The sequence below is a fragment of the Microbispora triticiradicis genome, assembly GCF_005864065.1.
Taxonomy (GTDB): Bacteria; Actinomycetota; Actinomycetes; order Streptosporangiales; family Streptosporangiaceae; genus Microbispora; species Microbispora triticiradicis.
In genome coordinates, this window is the sequence record NZ_VANP01000001.1 from 87,434 (window position 1) to 103,956 (window position 16,523).

11 protein-coding genes are annotated in these 16,523 nt (G+C 71.3%); 6 read left to right on the forward strand and 5 right to left on the reverse strand.

Annotated features, from left to right (window positions below; translation table 11 throughout):
• Positions 1-9 precede the first annotated feature (9 nt).
• Positions 10-537 (reverse strand): C40 family peptidase, encoded by a 528-nt coding sequence (locus FED44_RS00445; RefSeq protein WP_111697374.1) that lies wholly within the window; start codon positions 535-537, stop codon positions 10-12.
• A 300-nt stretch (positions 538-837) separates the two neighbouring features.
• On the opposite strand from FED44_RS00445, the gene FED44_RS00450 reads away from it, so the two are divergent.
• A complete protein-coding gene (locus FED44_RS00450; protein WP_138459376.1) occupies positions 838-1,155 on the forward strand; it encodes an STAS domain-containing protein in 318 nt (105 codons plus the stop codon).
• A 33-nt stretch (positions 1,156-1,188) separates the two neighbouring features.
• Here the strand turns inward: FED44_RS00450 and FED44_RS00455 are convergent, their stop codons facing one another.
• The 4 genes from FED44_RS00455 to FED44_RS00470 form a co-directional block, all read right to left on the reverse strand.
• Positions 1,189-3,300 carry a transglycosylase domain-containing protein gene (locus FED44_RS00455; protein ID WP_316246878.1) on the reverse strand — a complete coding sequence of 704 codons (2,112 nt, stop codon included), beginning with the start codon at positions 3,298-3,300 and terminating at the stop codon, positions 1,189-1,191.
• 95 nt (positions 3,301-3,395) lie between these two features.
• Positions 3,396-4,373, reverse strand: a complete 978-nt coding sequence (gene bla, locus FED44_RS00460) for a class A beta-lactamase (RefSeq protein ID WP_138459377.1) — start codon at positions 4,371-4,373, stop codon at positions 3,396-3,398.
• 85 nt (positions 4,374-4,458) lie between these two features.
• Positions 4,459-6,063 (reverse strand): serine/threonine-protein kinase, encoded by a 1,605-nt coding sequence (locus tag FED44_RS00465; RefSeq protein ID WP_138459378.1) that lies wholly within the window; start codon positions 6,061-6,063, stop codon positions 4,459-4,461.
• Positions 6,053-7,429, reverse strand: a complete 1,377-nt coding sequence (locus FED44_RS00470; protein ID WP_165900469.1) for a DUF4407 domain-containing protein — start codon at positions 7,427-7,429, stop codon at positions 6,053-6,055. Before FED44_RS00470 ends, FED44_RS00465 begins: the two co-directional genes overlap by 11 nt.
• 231 nt (positions 7,430-7,660) lie before the next feature.
• Between FED44_RS00470 and FED44_RS00475 the strand changes: the two genes are divergently transcribed.
• The 5 genes from FED44_RS00475 (at position 7,661) to FED44_RS37940 (ending at position 16,508) form a co-directional block, all read left to right on the forward strand.
• A complete protein-coding gene (locus FED44_RS00475; protein ID WP_138459379.1) occupies positions 7,661-9,112 on the forward strand; it encodes a hypothetical protein in 1,452 nt (483 codons plus the stop codon).
• A gap of 8 nt (positions 9,113-9,120) precedes the next feature.
• A complete protein-coding gene (locus FED44_RS00480; protein WP_111698001.1) occupies positions 9,121-10,110 on the forward strand; it encodes a DEAD/DEAH box helicase family protein in 990 nt (329 codons plus the stop codon).
• A complete protein-coding gene (locus FED44_RS00485) occupies positions 10,107-12,278 on the forward strand; it encodes a hypothetical protein (protein WP_138459380.1) in 2,172 nt (723 codons plus the stop codon). Before FED44_RS00480 ends, FED44_RS00485 begins: the two co-directional genes overlap by 4 nt.
• Positions 12,275-12,889 carry a cadmium resistance transporter gene (locus tag FED44_RS00490; RefSeq protein ID WP_138459381.1) on the forward strand — a complete coding sequence of 205 codons (615 nt, stop codon included), beginning with the start codon at positions 12,275-12,277 and terminating at the stop codon, positions 12,887-12,889. Before FED44_RS00485 ends, FED44_RS00490 begins: the two co-directional genes overlap by 4 nt.
• A gap of 355 nt (positions 12,890-13,244) precedes the next feature.
• Complete coding sequence (locus FED44_RS37940; RefSeq protein WP_111697974.1) at positions 13,245-16,508, forward strand: S8 family serine peptidase; 3,264 nt, start codon at positions 13,245-13,247, stop codon at positions 16,506-16,508.
• Positions 16,509-16,523 lie beyond the last annotated feature (15 nt).

The following is a 16,523-nucleotide window of genomic DNA, read 5'->3' on the forward strand; positions in this document are numbered from 1 at the left end:
GCATAGGGATCAGGCTCGATAGTGGTAGTAACCGAGCAGGTCATCCAGCACGGACACGTCGTCCATGCGGATGCGCGTGCCGGTGGCGAACGCGTTGATCATCTTGCCGCCTCCGACGTACACCCCGACGTGGTGGGTCCTGCCGGGCCTGCCGTAGAAGACCAGGTCGCCGGGTTGCGGCACGTCGACCCGGCGCAGCCGGCCGACGTGGTCGTCGGTGTTGCCGGGACCGAGCACGTCGTCGCCGAACGCCAGGTCGTACACCCATCGGGTGAACCCCGAGCAGTCGAAGCCGCGCGTCCGGCTCGCCGGACAGGGCATGACCGAGCCGCTGTACCCCCGGCAGGTCCCCTTCGACGGCCCCGGCCGCGTCGCGTGTCCCCCGCCCCACGAGTACGGCAGAGCGCCCTGGGCGGCGTACGCGACGGCGACGGCCCTGGACAGCTCCTCGTTGAGAGGCGCGGAACCCGCGGCGGCCAGCGCGACGATTCCCCCGACCAGAACCAGTCGGCGCCTGAGCGCGCGCTCAACCCCCATGAATCGTGACAATAGTCACTCGTCTCTTTCCTGACCATGGAAGCTTTACCCCACTCGATCGACGCACCGGGTAGGAATTGTTACTCTGAGTAGGGCTAAGGTGGTCCAATGTTCAACCGAGCCCTACCTCTGTGAGCCAGGACGCGTTCGACGTCCTGCCGTCGAAGCGCTTCGCCTGGTCGCCCCGGACCTCCCCCACGGCTCCTTCAGTGGTCCCCGGCGTCAGGGAGAGCGAAGGGAGCCACCGTGGAGACGTGGACGGCACCGACCCCATCCCCCACCCGTTGGTGGGTGCTGGGCATGCGCGGAGAGCTGGATCTCCACGCGGTGCGGCATCTCCACGAGCCCCTGCGCGGCCTGATCGAGGCCAGGGGCCCGTGGCTCGCCCTCGACCTCAGCGAGGTGCGCTTCATCGACACCACCGGGGTCGGGCTGCTGGTCCGCCTGGCGCACAACCTGCGCGGCCGGGACGGCGACCTCGCGCTGATCGCCCCCGGAGGCCAGGTGCTGCGGATCCTCCGCTGGACGAACCTGACCCGGCTGTTCCGCGTGCTCGACACCGCCGACGCGCTGGCCGACCTCGCCACCGACCATCCCCGCCTCGGCCGGGCGACCTGATGCCCCCTGGGAAGCGTGACCGGGCCGGAGCCGTCAGTCCAGTCTGATCTCCACCGGGGTGTCGTCGGGCGGCGGCGCCACGGGACGGCAACTCTGGCCGCACCCGCCGAACGAGGGGTCGAGCGGAGCGAACTTCGTCGCCGGCACGCCGCTCAGCGCCTTGAGCATCGTGTCCTTCCAGATCGGGCCGGGAACGCTGGCGCCGAACACCTCGCCATAGTAACGGCCGCCGATCGTCACGCCGTTCAGCTTGTACTTCGACGTGCCGCGCGGGTCGCCGAGGCTGACCGCGCCGGCCAGGTCGGGGGTGAACCCGGCGAACCAGGCGGAGGAGGAGTTGTCGTTGGTCCCGGTCTTGCCGCCCGCGTCGCGGCCGATGCCGCCGACCGCCGCCATCGTGCCCTTGGTCAGGACGCCGGACAGCACGTGCGCCGCCGCGTCCGCCACCTCGGGGTCGAGAGCCTGACGGCACTTGGGCTTGTAGTCCGTGGTCTTGCCGGTGCTGTCGGTGATCCGGCTGATCGCCATCGGCGCGCAATACTTTCCGCGCGCGCCGATCGCGGCGTAGGCGTTGGCGACCGTCACCGGGTCCATCTCGTTGATGCCGAGGGTGAACGTCTCGAACTCCTGGAGCGCCCCGCCGTCGGAGCGGTGGATGCCCAGCGACTTGGCCGTCTTGACCACCTCGCAGAGCCCGACCCGCCGCTCCAGCTCCATGAAGAACGTGTTGACCGAGTGCCAGGTGCCGGTCTGCAGGGTCAGCCACCCGGGCGACCCCTCGTCGTTGGTGACCGTGTGACCCGGGTCGCCGATGGACCCGCCCGCGCAGTTCCTGAACGCCGAGGCGCCGGGGGCGGTGTAGCCGGCGCCCACGCTGAACCCGTCGTTGATCTTCATGCCCTGCTTCAACGCGGTGAGCAGGGTGAAGGTCTTGAAGGTCGAACCCGCCTGGAAGCCGATGCCGCCGCCGTGCGCCGCGTCCGCGACCAGGTTGTAGGACATCTCCTTCCTCGTCTTGCGCGTCCCGTACGGGCGGCTCGCGGCCATCGCCCTGATCGCCCCGGTGCCGGGCTGCACCAGCGCCTCGGCGGCCACCGGGTTGTCGGACGGGTTGACCCACTTCCTGATCGCCGCGTCCGCCGCCGCCTGCATCGAGGGGTCGATCGTGGTCCTGATCGTCAGGCCGCCCCGGTTGAGGAACCGCAACCGGTCCTTGGCCGTCCTGCCGAAGTCGGAGTTGTTGAGGATCTCGTTGCGCACGTAGACGCAGAAGTACGGATATTTGCTGGACTCGCAGCCGCCGGGCAGCTTCGTCCCCTTGTACCCGAGCTTGGTGGCCTTGGCCTTGGCCGCCTCGGCTGCGGTGATCTTGCCTAGCTCGGCCATCCGGTCGAGCACGACGTTGCGCCGCTTGAGCAGCCGGTCGCGGTGGGTCTTGCCGAGGTTGGGGTCGGTGGCGTTGGGGTCCTGCACCGCGCCCGCCAGCGTCGCCGCCTGCGGCAGCGTCAGCCTGCTCGCGCCGACCCCGAAGAACCGCTTGGCCGCCGCCTCGACGCCGTACGCGCCCGCGCCGAAGTAGGCGATGTTGAGGTACTTCTCCAGGATCTCGTCCTTGGAGTACTTCTTTTCCACGCCCATCGCGTACCGCAGTTCGTTGAGCTTGCGGGCGTAGCTGGCCTCCAGGGCCTTGTTCTTCTCCGCCTCGGTGTCGGCCGAGTTCAGCAGCACCTGCTTGACGTACTGCTGGGTGATCGAGGAGCCGCCCTGGGCCACCCCGCCCGCCTGCATGTTCCTGGCCAGCGCGCGGAGGGTGCCCTCGATGTCGATCGGCCCGTGCTCGTAGTAGCGGTAGTCCTCGATCGAGATGATCGCCGTCTTCATGACGTCGGCCATCTCGTCGAGCGGGACGACCTCGCGGTACTGCTCGTAGAACCGCGCGATCTCGCGGCCCTTGACGTCCTGCACCACCGAGACCTGCGCGAGCGGAGGCTCGGGGAGGTCACGCGGTTCGAGGCCGACGTCCTTGACGGCCGACACCAGGCCGACCCCCGCGCCGCCGACCGCCGGCAGCGCGATCCCCGCGACCAGCACGCCCGCCGCCGCTCCCATGGCCGCCAGACGCAGCACCTTCCCCGTGGCGTTCACCCGATCATCCCCAACTCGATCTCCCCGACCCCGATCGTCCCCCGAATCGATAAGGACAAGGTTATGGGGCCGTAAAGGGGATTGTTGACGCGGTCCTACGACAGCAGGCCGAGGCCGCGCACGAGGACGGTGGCGGTCCGCGCCACGACCTCGTCGTCCGCGGAGCCGCCGGGGGTGAGGCGGTTCGTGTAGATCGCCAGAATGATCGGGGCCGCGTCCTCGGCCGGCCAGACGACGGCGATGTCGTTGGCGGTGCCGTACGTGCCGCCGGTGCCGGTCTTGTCGCCGACGATCCACTTCGGGGGCAGGCCGGCGCGGATGCGCGCGTCGCCGGTCGTGTTGCCGCGCAGCCACCCGACGAGCCGGGACCGGTCCGCCGCGTCGAGGGCGCCGCCGGTGGTGAGCGCGCGCAGGTCGCGGGCGATCGACACGGGTGTGGTGGTGTCGCGTCTCTCCCTGGGCGACCACACGTTCAGCTCGGGCTCCCAGCGGTCGAGACGGGAGACCGGGTCGCCGAGCGAACGGAAGTAGCGGGTCAGGCCCCGCGGCCCGCCGATCCGCTTCAGCAGCAGGTCGCCGGCGGTGTTGTCGCTGTGGACGATCGCCGCCCGGCACAGCGCGGCGAGCGTCATCCCGTCGGCCACGTGCCTGCCCGTCTGCGGCGAGTGCGGCTTCACCTCTCCGGCCGTCCAGCGGACCACCTGCCGGGTCAGCTCGGCTTCGGTGGTCCCGGCCAGCACCGCCCCGGCGGCGAACGCCTTGAAGGTGGACGCCAGCGGGAACCGCTCGCCCTCCCGGTAGCCGATCGTGATCCCGGTCGCCATGTCGATCGCGTACGCGCCGATGCGGCCCCGGAAGGAGACCTCCAGCCTGCGCAGCGCCTTCCGTACGGCCGCCTGGCCGTGCGCGGGCGCCGCCGAGGCTCGGGCCGGAGCCGTGGGTCCGGCCGAGTTCGTGGCGGGAGGCCCGCCCGGACCGGGCGCGCCGCCGCCGCCCGTGTCGGCGCCGCAGGCGGCGCAGGCCAGGACGGCGGCCGCCGACGTGGCGGCTTTCCACCCGCCCAGCCGTCTCATGACAGAGGAGCCAACCAGAGGCGACGGAGTCGCGTCCAATGTGCCTCCAAGGTGTCGCGGCCACGTGCCGTCGCCCCGCGGTTCGTCATTCGGTGATCTGCCGCCGGACGGCGGGGCTGAGGCCGGAGAGGAGACGGTCCGCGCGGCCGTCGGTGCTCGCCCGCAGCAGGGCAGCGATGACGGCCGGCGGCACGTTGTCGAGGACCCGCCAGGCCCGCCGCGTCGTCATCGACTCGACCAGCCGGACCGCCGTCGTGGTGGAGCCGAGCGCGGTGAGGATCTCGGCGGCGCTCCGGTCCGCGACCCCCGCCATGACCAGCGTGCCACGGCCCGTGGGCATCGCGCGCAGCACCGCGGCGGCCTTCGCGGCGGCCATGTGGTCGAGGGCCCGTCCCGCTCTCGCCGTCCCCATCAGGGCCAGCACCGTCGCCGCCGCCGACGGCTCGCCCGACATGGCGTCGAGCAGCGCGCCCGCGGTCGCCGGATCCAGGGCGTCGAGCAGCGACGCGGCCACCTGCCTCGGCTGGGCGAGCAGCAGGCGCGCGCCCACAGCCGGGGACGCCCGCCGCAGCGTCTCCATCGTCGGCGCCCCCTGAGACGCTCCCGGCGGCGGGCCGGGCGGTGCCCCCGCCGGCGAGCCGGCGCCATGCGGCCGCGCCGGAGGTTTCCGCGACGGCTCCGGCGCCCGCATACCTGCTGGCCGGCGCTCCGCAGGTGCCGGTGCCGGAGGTTTCGACGGCGACTCCGGCTCCCGTGCGCCCGCAGCCTCGCGCTCGCGTCCTGCCGCCTGCCCGGGTGCCGACACCGGGGGTTTCCGTGACGGCTCGGGTGCCGCAGCGGTCCGGGGCGCCGGGCCGTCGAGGATCGCGCGCAGCCTGGCGTCGGCCTCCTGCGCTCCCATGCGCCGTGCGGGATCCTTCTCCAGCAGCCCGATCACCAGGCGGGAGATCGGCCCGGGCCGTGTCGGCGCCGGGTCGTCGCTGATGACGGCCAGCATGGTCGCGTGCTCGTTGCCCCGGCGGAAGGGCGAGCGGCCCTCGACGGCCCAGAAGAGGGTGACGCCGAGCGACCACAGGTCGGACGCGGCGTTCGCCGCCTCCCCCTTGATCCGTTCCGGCGCCATGAACTCGGGAGTGCCGAGCAGGCGGCTCCGCGCCGTGAGACCGCTCGTCCCGGACATCTGGGCGATGCCGAAGTCGACCAGGACGACCCGCCCGGCCCTGCTGATCAGGATGTTGGCGGGCTTGACGTCCCGGTGCACCACGCCTGCGGCGTGCGCGGCGGTCAGTCCGCCCAGCACGTCGCGGGCGACGGCCGCGGCCTCGCTCTCGGCCAGCACGCCTTCCTTGATCTTGTCCTCCAGGGAGACGCCCTCGACGTGGGCCATGACGATCCACGGCCTGCCGTCCGCCTCGAAGACGTCGTGCACCACGACGATCGAGGGATGCCCGATCTGGGCGAGCGACCGCGCCTCCCGGAGCGCCCGCTCCCGCTGGACCTCGGCCCGCTCCCCGTACGGCCACAGGGGGATCTCCTTCATGGCGACCAGGCGCTCCAGCGCCTTGTCCCAGGCGAGCCACACCGCGCCCATGCCGCCCCGCCCCAGCAGGGACCGCAGCTCGTACCGGCCCACGACGACCTGCCCCGGCCGCGCCGGGCCGCCGACGGTCATGTCGGAGTCAGTCGTCATCGGGGAGCAGTTCGACCCCGCCGGAGCGCTCCGGGGCGGGCCGCGAGAGCCGGAGGGTGCGGGTGTCCGGCATGCGGCGCAGTTCCTCGTCCTCGACCGAGCCGTAGCCGTCGGCGACGTGCTCGGCGCGGGTTCCCGTCGGCCCTCGCGACGGGCCGTCGGGACGAGGTGTGGGAACCTCCGGGAGTGGCCCGGTGTCCCCCGTACGGGACCAGATGCCCCAGATGTCCGTGCCGCCGTTGGCGGGCGCCGCGGTCGGCGGCCGGGTCATGGCCCCGGCGGTGAAGCTGCCCCTCGCGGTGCGGAACTCGTGCTGCTCGGCGAGCGCGAGCACCTTCTCGTAGTTGCCGGGCCGCTGCATCAGCTTCACCGCGACCGGCAGGCACTCGATGAGCAGGAACAGCAGGAAGAGCAGCAGCCGGGTCATGCTGAGGCTCATGTCCTTGCCGGTGATCTCGTTGAGCGCCTGGATCCTGATGAGCAGGCCGTTGGTGGTGAGGTTCTCCGCGTCGAAGGACTCCTGCAGGTTCCCCTGCCGTTTGAGCGCCACGTCGAGCTGGGCCCGTGCCTTCGGCAACGCCTCCTTCGCGCTGGCGAGGCGCACCTGCTTGGCCTCCTGGCCGTTGTCGGTCAGCTCCCGCCTGCGCTTCTCGATCTGCCCGTTCAGCAGGTCGATGCGGCGCTTGTTCTTGTCGTACGCGCGCTTGCTGTCCCGGGCGAGCGGGCCGTCGCCCTTCTTCGGGCAGGACGGCCCTCCGTAGAGCTGGCACTGCCACTCGGTGTAGTGCTTGTCGGCGAGCTTCCGCTCGCTGTCCCGGTCGGCGGTGAGCGCGACGATCTGCGGGTCCTGGTCGGTGGCGACGGGGACGTCGCCACCGGAGGAGACCACCTTCTCCAGGTTCGCGACCTCCTGGCGAAGCTGGCCGATGGTCTTACCGGTCACGCCCTGCTGCTGCTGCGCGACGAATACGTCCGCGCGCCGCTGCTTGATCTCGACGATCTGCGCGTCGATTTCGGACTTGAAGATCTGCAGGACCAATGGAGTGGAGATGACGAAACCGAGAAGCAGCGCCATGAGGATTCGGGGGACGGCCAGCGGCCAGCGGCGCGGGGCGTCCGCCCTCATCGTGCTGACCAGCCAGCGGTCGAGGCTGAGGATCATCAGACCCCACACCAGGCCCGCGAGGACGGCGACGACGACGTTGAGCCCCAGCGCGCTGCTCAGGGCGAACGTCATCGAGACCATGGCGAGGACGCCCGTCGTGAGGACGGCGCCCCCGATGCCCTCGAACTTGGGCTTCTCGGTCGGGCAACGCTCCAGGACCTCCGATCTCGCTCCGGACAACGCAATCAGAAAGTCCCTCATGTTTCTCCCGGGAGATTGGAGCTGTGGCCTGTGCCGTACACACGGAAACATCGCGTGACGCACGCAACACCGCTATCGTAGTTCTCCTATGTCACGTTTCGCGATATCGCGGGAATTTACCGTGATGTCATCACAGAAGGTGGGCGCATTCGAGAACTTCTCGCCGGTGACGACACCGGGGATGACATCGGGGACGGAGACAGGCGCGGGGACGGGGACGGGGCGCCGGGCATGACGCGGGATCCCGTGCCGGAGCCCGGCGAGGACCTGCTCGGCAAGACTCTCGCCCGGGCCGTCGCGGGGCTCACCGCCACCGGCCGGCTCGTGGTCGTGGAGGTCGCCGCCGACGGCATGACGACCTTCGAGATCCACCGGGACGAGCACGGCACCGCGCTCGGCCGCCAGTGGCCCCTGCCGTGGATCACGCTGACGGCGGAGCACGGCTGGGGCGAGGACGCCCGGCAGGCCCTGCTGCGCGCCGCCGGCCTGCCCGCGCCCGGTTCAGAGGTGATCGTCGCGTGCTCGTCCCCCGAGAGCGGGACGGCCCTGCAGGCACTGGAGTGGCTGCGCGAGGCGGGCACGGCACAGGTGTTCTCCACCGCCGCGCCGATCACCGGGCTGGTCAGGGACGTCCTCGTCGGCGACCCGCTGCACCAGTCGTACGACCTCGTGGTGATGCGCCCCGCCGGGGCCGGCGGACGGCTGGAGCTGGCGGGCAAGCTGCTGTTCCCGGTCGGCGCCCGCGCCGGCACCCGGACGGAGCTCACCGTCCGCTGCGAGCCGGGCGGTGAGCACGGCACGGCCCTGGCCGTCGTCACCCGGCAGGGCCGGGAGCCGCGGCTGCTCTCCGTGCACAGCGCCAGGGTCGCCCCCGGGCAGTACGTCGTCACCGCCGAGCTGGTGCGGCCCGGCCGGGTGCGGTTCGCGGGGCTGCCCGGGCTCGCCGCCGACGGACGGACCTGGGACGACCTCCTCGCCGACGTGCCGGACCGGCTGCCGCCCAGGACCGGACCGGCCCACCTGATCTGCGCGGTCGAGGTGTGCGGCCCGGACGTCAAGGTCGAGGAGCGACTGGGTCGCGCGCGTCAGATGATCGCGTTCCTGTCGGGCGAGCCCGCGGAGGCGCCGCGCGTGTCCCTCGTCGCGTACGGCGCGCACTCCTTCGACCGGTCCGTACGGGACCGGCCCGTGGAGGTCGTCACCTGGCAGGCGACGGCGGAGGCGGCCCTGAAAGGGCTCGACGGCCTGGAGGAGCGGGGGGCCGTCACCCAGGGCTACCCGTACCACCCGCACGCCGCGCAGGTGGAGGACATGCTGGCGACGGTGGCGGCCCGGCTCAGCCGGAGCATGAGCCAGTCGTCACCGGGCCGGCACGTGCTGCTCACCATCGGCGACCGCCGCCCGCATCCGGGACGGGCGGACCGGTCCGGCGTCCTGCCCTGCCCGCAGCGGCACGACTGGCGGTCGCTGCTCGCGTACCTGGAGCACCTGCCCGGGGTCGCGTTCGGCGCGATCTGCGACCAGCCCGAGGACGGCCCGCCGCACCGGATCTGGCGCCATCTCGGCGCCCAGGCGCTGGCCCATCTCGACGCCCTCGACCTCCAGGGACTGGCCGCCGGCCTCGGGCTCGCCGTGCCCGCCGCCGTCCACGTCCCGTTTCCCCTGCTCGACGAGACGGAGTGAACACCGGCATGCAGCCCGATCCGAAGCCGGGGCGGCCCGCCCACGACATCGCCATGTGGGGCGCGCCCGGCAGCGGCAAGACGACGCTGCTGGCCGCCCTGGACATCGCCCTGATGCGCAAGGACGACGACTGGAGGATCGTCGGCTCGGACCCCGCGTCGTCCGAGTTCCTGATCGAGCGGACGAACGCGCTGTCCACCGGCAAGGTCTTCCCCGAGGCGAGCCAGGGCCTGGAGCACTACCACTGGACGTTGTACGGCCCCGGCGAGCGGCACAGGCGGCGGTGGTGGCGCAGGCCGGGCAAGCCGGAGCCGTTCGAGGTCGGCGTCGGCATGATCGACGCGCCCGGCGGCCTCTTCAGCGCGGGTCCCCGGCGGCTCGACTACGGCCCCGACGTGCTGGACGACCTGCGCGAGCGGATGCTGAACGACCTGGTGAAGAGCCTCGGCATCGTCTTCCTCTTCGACCCGATCCGCGAGTTCGAACGCGGCGACGCCTTCGACCACCTGCATCCGCCGCTCAAGCGGCTCACCGAGCGGATGCGCGACCTCGGCCGGCTCACCGGTGGCCGGCTCCCCCACCACGTCGCCGTGTGCGTCACGAAGTTCGACGACCCGCGCGTGCTGGAGACGGCCGAGAAGATGCACCTGCTCGCCTCCGAGCCCGACGACCCGTACGGCTTCCCCCGCGTGTCCCACGACGACGCCCGGGACCTGTTCCGGCAGTTGTGCGACCTCTCGGCGAACGGCAACGCCGACATGGTCCTCAACGCGCTCGGCCGCTACTTCCACCCCGACCGGGTGCGGTTCTTCGTCACCTCGTCGATCGGCTTCTACGTCCATCCGCAGACGAAGGCGTTCGACTGGCACGACTACCAGAACCTGCTTCCCGAGGACGACGACCTGCGCATCCGAGGGCCGATCCACCCGATCAACGTGGTGGAGCCCATGCTGTGGCTCGGGCGGCGGCTCGCCGCCGAGAAGGAGAGCCCGCGGTGAACGGGGACGGCGCGCCGAGGATCGGCTTCGAGTGGGCCCTCGAAGGCAAGGAGCACGGCAGCTACGACGAGTACGGCCTGCTGCAGTGGAGCAACGAACGGCTCGCCGGCGTCTTCGACGAGCTCAGGGCGCGGTACGCCGCCGGCACGCCCTCCGAGCTGCCCCAGGTGACGATCGCGCCCGCGGCGACCAAGGACAACGACGAGGTCTCCCACAATGTGGTGCTGGCGATCCACACCTGGTCGGACCACCGTGACTTCGCGGGCCGCAAGGTCGCCTACACCCGGTGGTTCTACGTTCCGTACCACCAGCTCCAGGGCCACCCGGTGTCGTACCGGGCCCTGTACGCGGCCCTCGGCGCGCTCCCGCCGGCTCCGGAGCCGCCGCTGACCGTGGCCGTGCCGGCGCTCGACCCGCGCGACGTCATGCCGGGATCGGACGCGCTGGCGGCCGCCGCGCTGCTGGCCTCCGGGCAGCAGGTCTGCCTCGTCGGCGCGGACGGCGTCCCGATGGCCGAGCGGCTGCGCTTCGTCGACACGGTGATGGCGCTGCTGCCGTACGGCCTGCGGACGAGGTTCAGCGCGGCGACCTGGACCAGCAGCACCACGAAACACCGGATCAAGCTCTCCTTCGCCCGCTACGCCCCGGAGGGCATCCAGGCCGTCCAATGGGGCCAGGGCGCGGACATCCCCCTCGACAAGCACTCGGCGACGTACCACCGCATATTGCGCAAACGCGACGTGGACTACCCCGACCTGATCGGGTGGCTCGCCGGACAGACCGAACCCCTGTCGTTCAACGACGCCGACCGCTCCCGGGTCTTCGAGCTGCTCCGCCAGTCGGCCTTCCAGTCACCTCCCGCGCGACCGGATCCGGTCCCCGCACCGCCGCCCGCCGCGAGCGGCGACCACGGGGTGGTGGAGGTGGCTCACCGGGGCCCCACGGTCGCCGCGCTCGCGCGCGCGCTCGCCGGCGCCTCCGCGGACCCTCATCCAGCCCTGGACGCGCTCCTGGCGGTCCTGTGGACCCAGTCCGACAGATCGGCCCTGGCGGACGCCCTCTACACGTACAACTGCTTCCAGCATGTGATCGAGCCCCAGGAGGACCGGGACCACCTGTACGAGCGGTTGGTCTCGGCGGCCTTCCAGCCGGACGAGGAATGGATGTGGGCGAGCAAGCGCGGCGCCCTGCTGGCCGCCGAGGACACGCCGGACCCCGTGCGGCGCCGGTTGAAGGCTCTGGCCGGGCCGCGGTGGCGGCGGTTCGGCACCTGGGACCGGCGGTACCGGCTGGCCTGCACCATCGGTGTCCTGGTGGTCGCCGTCGCCTTCGCCGGCGCCGGAGCCCTGCAGCTTCTACGTGGCGACGACCCCCCGGCCCAGCAGGCTCTTCCGCCGCAGCCGCCGCATCAACAGGTCGTCCTCGTGAAGGACAGCGCGGAGCAGCCGTACGTCACGGAGGTTGTCAAGGAGGCGCTCCGGCGCGCCGGGTACCAACCGGACGACCAGGTGCAGGGCGCTCCCTCGGTGCTGATCGGCTACGACCCCGACATCCGCGGCGAACTGGCCGTGAATGGCCTGACTCCCGTGGGTGACTTCCCCACCCAGGACATCCTGATCGTACGGGACGACCAGGAGGGCTTTCCCGGGCAGATTCTCGTCGGCGAGGGATTCGGCCAGGACGTGGAGGATCAAATCCTCAAACATCACAAGGGGCTGCTTATCATCCGTAAACCGTACGACGAGCTGAAAAACCAGCTTATCGACGGAAAAGTGGAAGCCGCCATCGTCCCCGGTGACGTCAAGGCGGATGGCTACACCCCTTCGGAGGCTCTCGACGACCTGCTTCCAGAACGGAGAATCGTCGTCGGGGCCGGCTCCGCACTCAAGCCGGCCCTGGAGCCGGCGATGGACCGCCTGAACAAGGAGGGCGTCAAGTCCTCCGATGACCCTCAGGCCGATGCGAAGGCGTTCGTCGACCTGATCTATTCACACGCTCCCGCGCTCGCCTCCTCCGCGAAACCCGTGAGCGAGCCGGTGGGAAACTCAGGGGACGTCATCCTGATCACCACTGTCGTCGCCGCCGTCACCGGACTGGCGGGGGCGCTTCTCCTCGTTCGGAGGCCCTCCCGGTTCAAGGGGTCGCCGACCGGGCGGCATCGGGCGTGAGCGGTGTTCCGGCCACGCTCGGCACCGCCTTGGCGGTCTTCGCGGGCACCAACGTCGACGACGTGGTCATCCTGACCGTGCTGTTCCTGTCGGCCCGCGCCCAGGGCCGGCCCCGTCCCTGGCAGATCGTGACGGGGCAGTACGCCGGGATCGCGGCGCTCGTCGCCGTGTCGGGCGTCGCCGCCCTCGGCCTCGCCGTCGTGCCGGACCAGTGGGTGGGGCTGCTCGGCCTGGTCCCGCTCGCCCTCGGCGTACGCGGCCTGGTCGCGGCGGTGCGGTCGTCCGGCGGGGACGACGACCCCGCGCCCGCGGTGGCCACGGGGGTCCTCTCCGTCGCGGGCGTCACCGTCGCCAACGGCGCGGACAACGTCTCCGTCTACACTCCCCTGTTCCGCTCCATCGGTCCTGCGGCCACCCTGCTCACCATCGCCGTCTTCGCCGTCCTGGTCGCGGTCTGGTGCGCGGCGGCGTCCTGGCTGGGCTCCCACAAGAAGATCATCGAGTTCGCCGAACGATTCGGGCACTGGCTCGTCCCGATCGTGTTCATCGTGATAGGCGCGCTGATCGTGCTCGATTCCGGCGTAATCGGCCGTCTGACCGATTTCCACTAATTCAAAGGGAATTGGAGCACGCCAAGGCCGTCTATAGAAGCATTAAAAAGCGCGAAATGGAACGATCTAGCCTGGCAAACGATCCGAAGTTAGACTCCCTGACAGGTTCGGCCGCCCGCCCTCGGTGGCCGTTCGCTCGTCGCCCATGGGGAGGGCCGTGCCCCTCCGCCCAGTGGGCGGCGGCGCGATCCTCCATGCCTTCGGGCGCCTCCGGGCGCCGGCGCGGGTCCTTGGGTGACGAGGCCTCACAGGTCCCCATGGAGGTGTCGTGTCGAGGAAGCCCCCGTCCGCCCTATTACGCAGGACGGCGTTACGCACGACGGCGCTCGTCGCCGGTCTTGCCCTCATACCAGCGATGGCCCCGGCGGGTTCCGCCGCCGCGGACCCGAGCCCGAGCCCGACCCCCTCGCGGTCCTGGACCGCCACGGCGCTGACGGACGCCGAGCACGTCCAGGGCGCCAAGTCGCCCTCCGGAAAGCTCGCGAAGAGCGACCCCGAGCTGCTCAGATCACAGTCGGCGGAGCCGACGACCGTCGTGGTCAAGCTCGACTACGACTCGCTGGCGGCCTACAAGGGCGGCCTGCCGGGGCTCCCCGGCACGAGCCCGTCCGTCACCGGCAAGGCGCTGAACGTCAAGAGCGGCGACGCGGCGAAATACCAGAAGCACATCGAGAACGTCGAGAACTCCTTCCTCGGCGAGCTCGGCAGGAAGATCCCCGGCGTCCGGGTGGGACAGAAGCTCCGCACGGTGTACGGCGGCGTCGCCCTCACGCTGCCCGCGAACAAGGCCGCCGACCTGCTCAGGCTGCCCGGTGTGGCGGCCGTGCAGAAGGACAGGGTGGAGCAGCCGCTCACCGACTCCAGCGCGGAGTTCATCGGCGCGCCGACCGTCTACAACCAGCTCGGCGGGATGAAGTCGTCGGGCAAGGGCGTCATCGTCGGCATTCTGGACACCGGCGCGTGGCCGGAGCACCCGTCGTTCGCGGACCCCGGCACGCTGCCCGCTCCCCCGCCCAAGGCCGACGGCACGCCGCGCACCTGCAACTTCGGCGACAACCCGCTGACCCCGGCCGCCGACCCCTTCACGTGCAACCGCAAGCTGATCTCCGGCCAGCCGTTCCTCGCGACGTACAACGCGATCGTGGGCGGGGAGGTGTACCCGGACAGCGCCCGTGACAGCGGCGGCCACGGGACGCACACCGCCACCACCTCGGCGGGCGGGCCGGTCGACCACGCCAACCCGCTCGGCATCGACCGCGGCGCGATCCACGGCATCGCGCCGGCCGCGCACGTCGCGGTCTACAAGGTCTGCGGCGAGCAGGGCTGCTACCAGTCCGACTCGGTGGCCGCGGTGGCGCAGGCCATCGCCGATGGCGTACGGGTCATCAACTTCTCGATCGGCGGCGGCGCCGACCCCTACAGCGACGCGGTCGAGCTCGCGTTCCTGGACGCGTACGCCGCGGGCGTGTTCGTGTCGGCCTCGGCGGGCAACTCCGGGCCGGGCGCCGCCACGACGGACCACCGCGGCCCGTGGGTGACCACCGTGGCGGCCTCGACGCAGAGCCGCACCTTCCAGTCGACGATCACGCTGACCGGCGGGCCGTCGATCAAGGGCGCGTCGATCACGGCGGGCGTCTCCTCACCGCTGCCCGTGGTGCTCGCCTCGGCCCCGCCGTACAGCGACCCGCTGTGTCTCAACCCGGCGCCTCCGGGGCTGTTCTCCGGCAAGATCGTCGCCTGCCAGCGCGGCCCGAACCGGGTGCTCAAGGGCTTCTCGGTGAAGCAGGGCGGCGCCGCCGGCATGATCCTGTACAACGCCACGCCGCAGGACGTCATGACCGACAACCACTGGCTGCCGACGGTGCACATCGACAAGCCGGAGACCGACGTCCTGCTGAGCTGGCTGAGCTCCCACCCCGGCGCGACGGCGACCTTCACCCAGGGGACGAAGGCCACCTGGCAGGGCGACGTGATGACGTCGTTCTCCTCGCGCGGCCCCGGCGGCGACTTCCTCAAGCCGGACGTCACCGCGCCCGGCCTGCACATCCTGGCGGGCATGACCCCGACCCCCGACTCGCCGCTGGAAGGTCCCGCGGGCAACCTGTACCAGGTCATCGCCGGGACCTCGATGTCGTCGCCGCACGTCGCGGGCGCCGGCGCGCTCCTGTTCGCGCTGCACCCGGACTGGAGTCCGGGCCAGGTCAAGTCGGCCCTGGAGACCACCGCGACGACGAAGGTCACCAAGGAGGACCGGACCACCCAGGCCGATCCGTTCGACTACGGCGGCGGGCGCATCGACCTGAGCAAGGCGGGCGACACGGGCCTGACCCTGGACGAGACCGCGGTGAACTACGCCGCCTCGGCCACCGACCCGCTGAACCGGATCGACCTCAACCTGCCGTCGGTGAACGCGCCCGTCATGCCGGGCGTGATCAGCGCGAAGCGTACGTTCGTCAACGCGACCACCAAGACGCTCACGTACACCGCGCTGGGCACCACCGTCAGCGGGGCGAGCATCACCGTGCTGCCGCCGCTGTTCACGGTGAAGCCGGGCAAGAGCCAGAAGGTCACCATCCTGATCGCCGCACCGGACCTGCCCGAGGGGCAGTACTTCGGCCAGGTGAACCTCAAGCAGGTCGGCGGCGCCCGGGAGCAGCACCTGCCGGTGGCCTTCTACCGGCGCGAGGGCGCGGTCCCGATCGACCAGACCTGCACGCCGAGCGCCATCGCCAGGAACACCGGGCAGTCCACCTGCACCGTCTCGGTGCAGAACACCACCCTGGAGGACACCGACGTCACCGCGCTCAGCACGCTGGACGCCAAGCTGCGGCTCACCGGCGTCACCGGCGCGACCCAGGTCGGCAGCCAGATCGTGACGACCAAGAAGACGCTGGCGGGGAGGCAGCCGGACAAGCCGGTCATCGCCCCGGGCGAGAGCCCGGCCGGTTACCTGCCGCTCTCGGCCTTCGGCATCACCCCGACGCCCATCGGCGACGAGGAGGCGCTGAACTTCACCGTCCCGGCGTTCACCTACGCGGGCCGTACGTTCACCAGGATCGGCATCGTCTCCAACGGCTACACGGTCGCGGGCGGCACGAACGGCTCGGCGGACATCCAGTTCGACCCGCAGACGCTCCCCGACGCCACTCCGCCGAACGGCGTGCTCGCGCCGTACTGGACGGACCTGAACGGCGAGGGGACGCCCGGCGTCTACGTCGCCACGCTGAGCGACGGGGTGAACAGGTGGCTGGTCATCGAGTGGAGAGTCAACCTTTACGGCACGAACAGCCTGAAGACCTTCCAGCAGTGGATCGGGCTCAACGGCGCCGAGGACATCTCGTACACCTACGACCCGGGCAACCTGCCCGGTGATCCGGGCGCGGCCTACGGCCTGACCGTCGGCGCCGAGAACGTCGAGGGCACCGCCGGCACCCAGATCAGCGGCCCGCCGACGCAGGACTACCGCGTCACCAGCACGCCGGGCGCCCCCGGCGGCACGCTGAACTACTCCTTCACCGTGAAGGGCGTGTCCCCGGGCACCGGCACGGTCACGACCGCCACCTCCACCCCCCAGGTGAAGGGCATCACGGTCGAGGTCGACAAGATCACCGTTCAGTAGGTCCTCCCTGAGGGG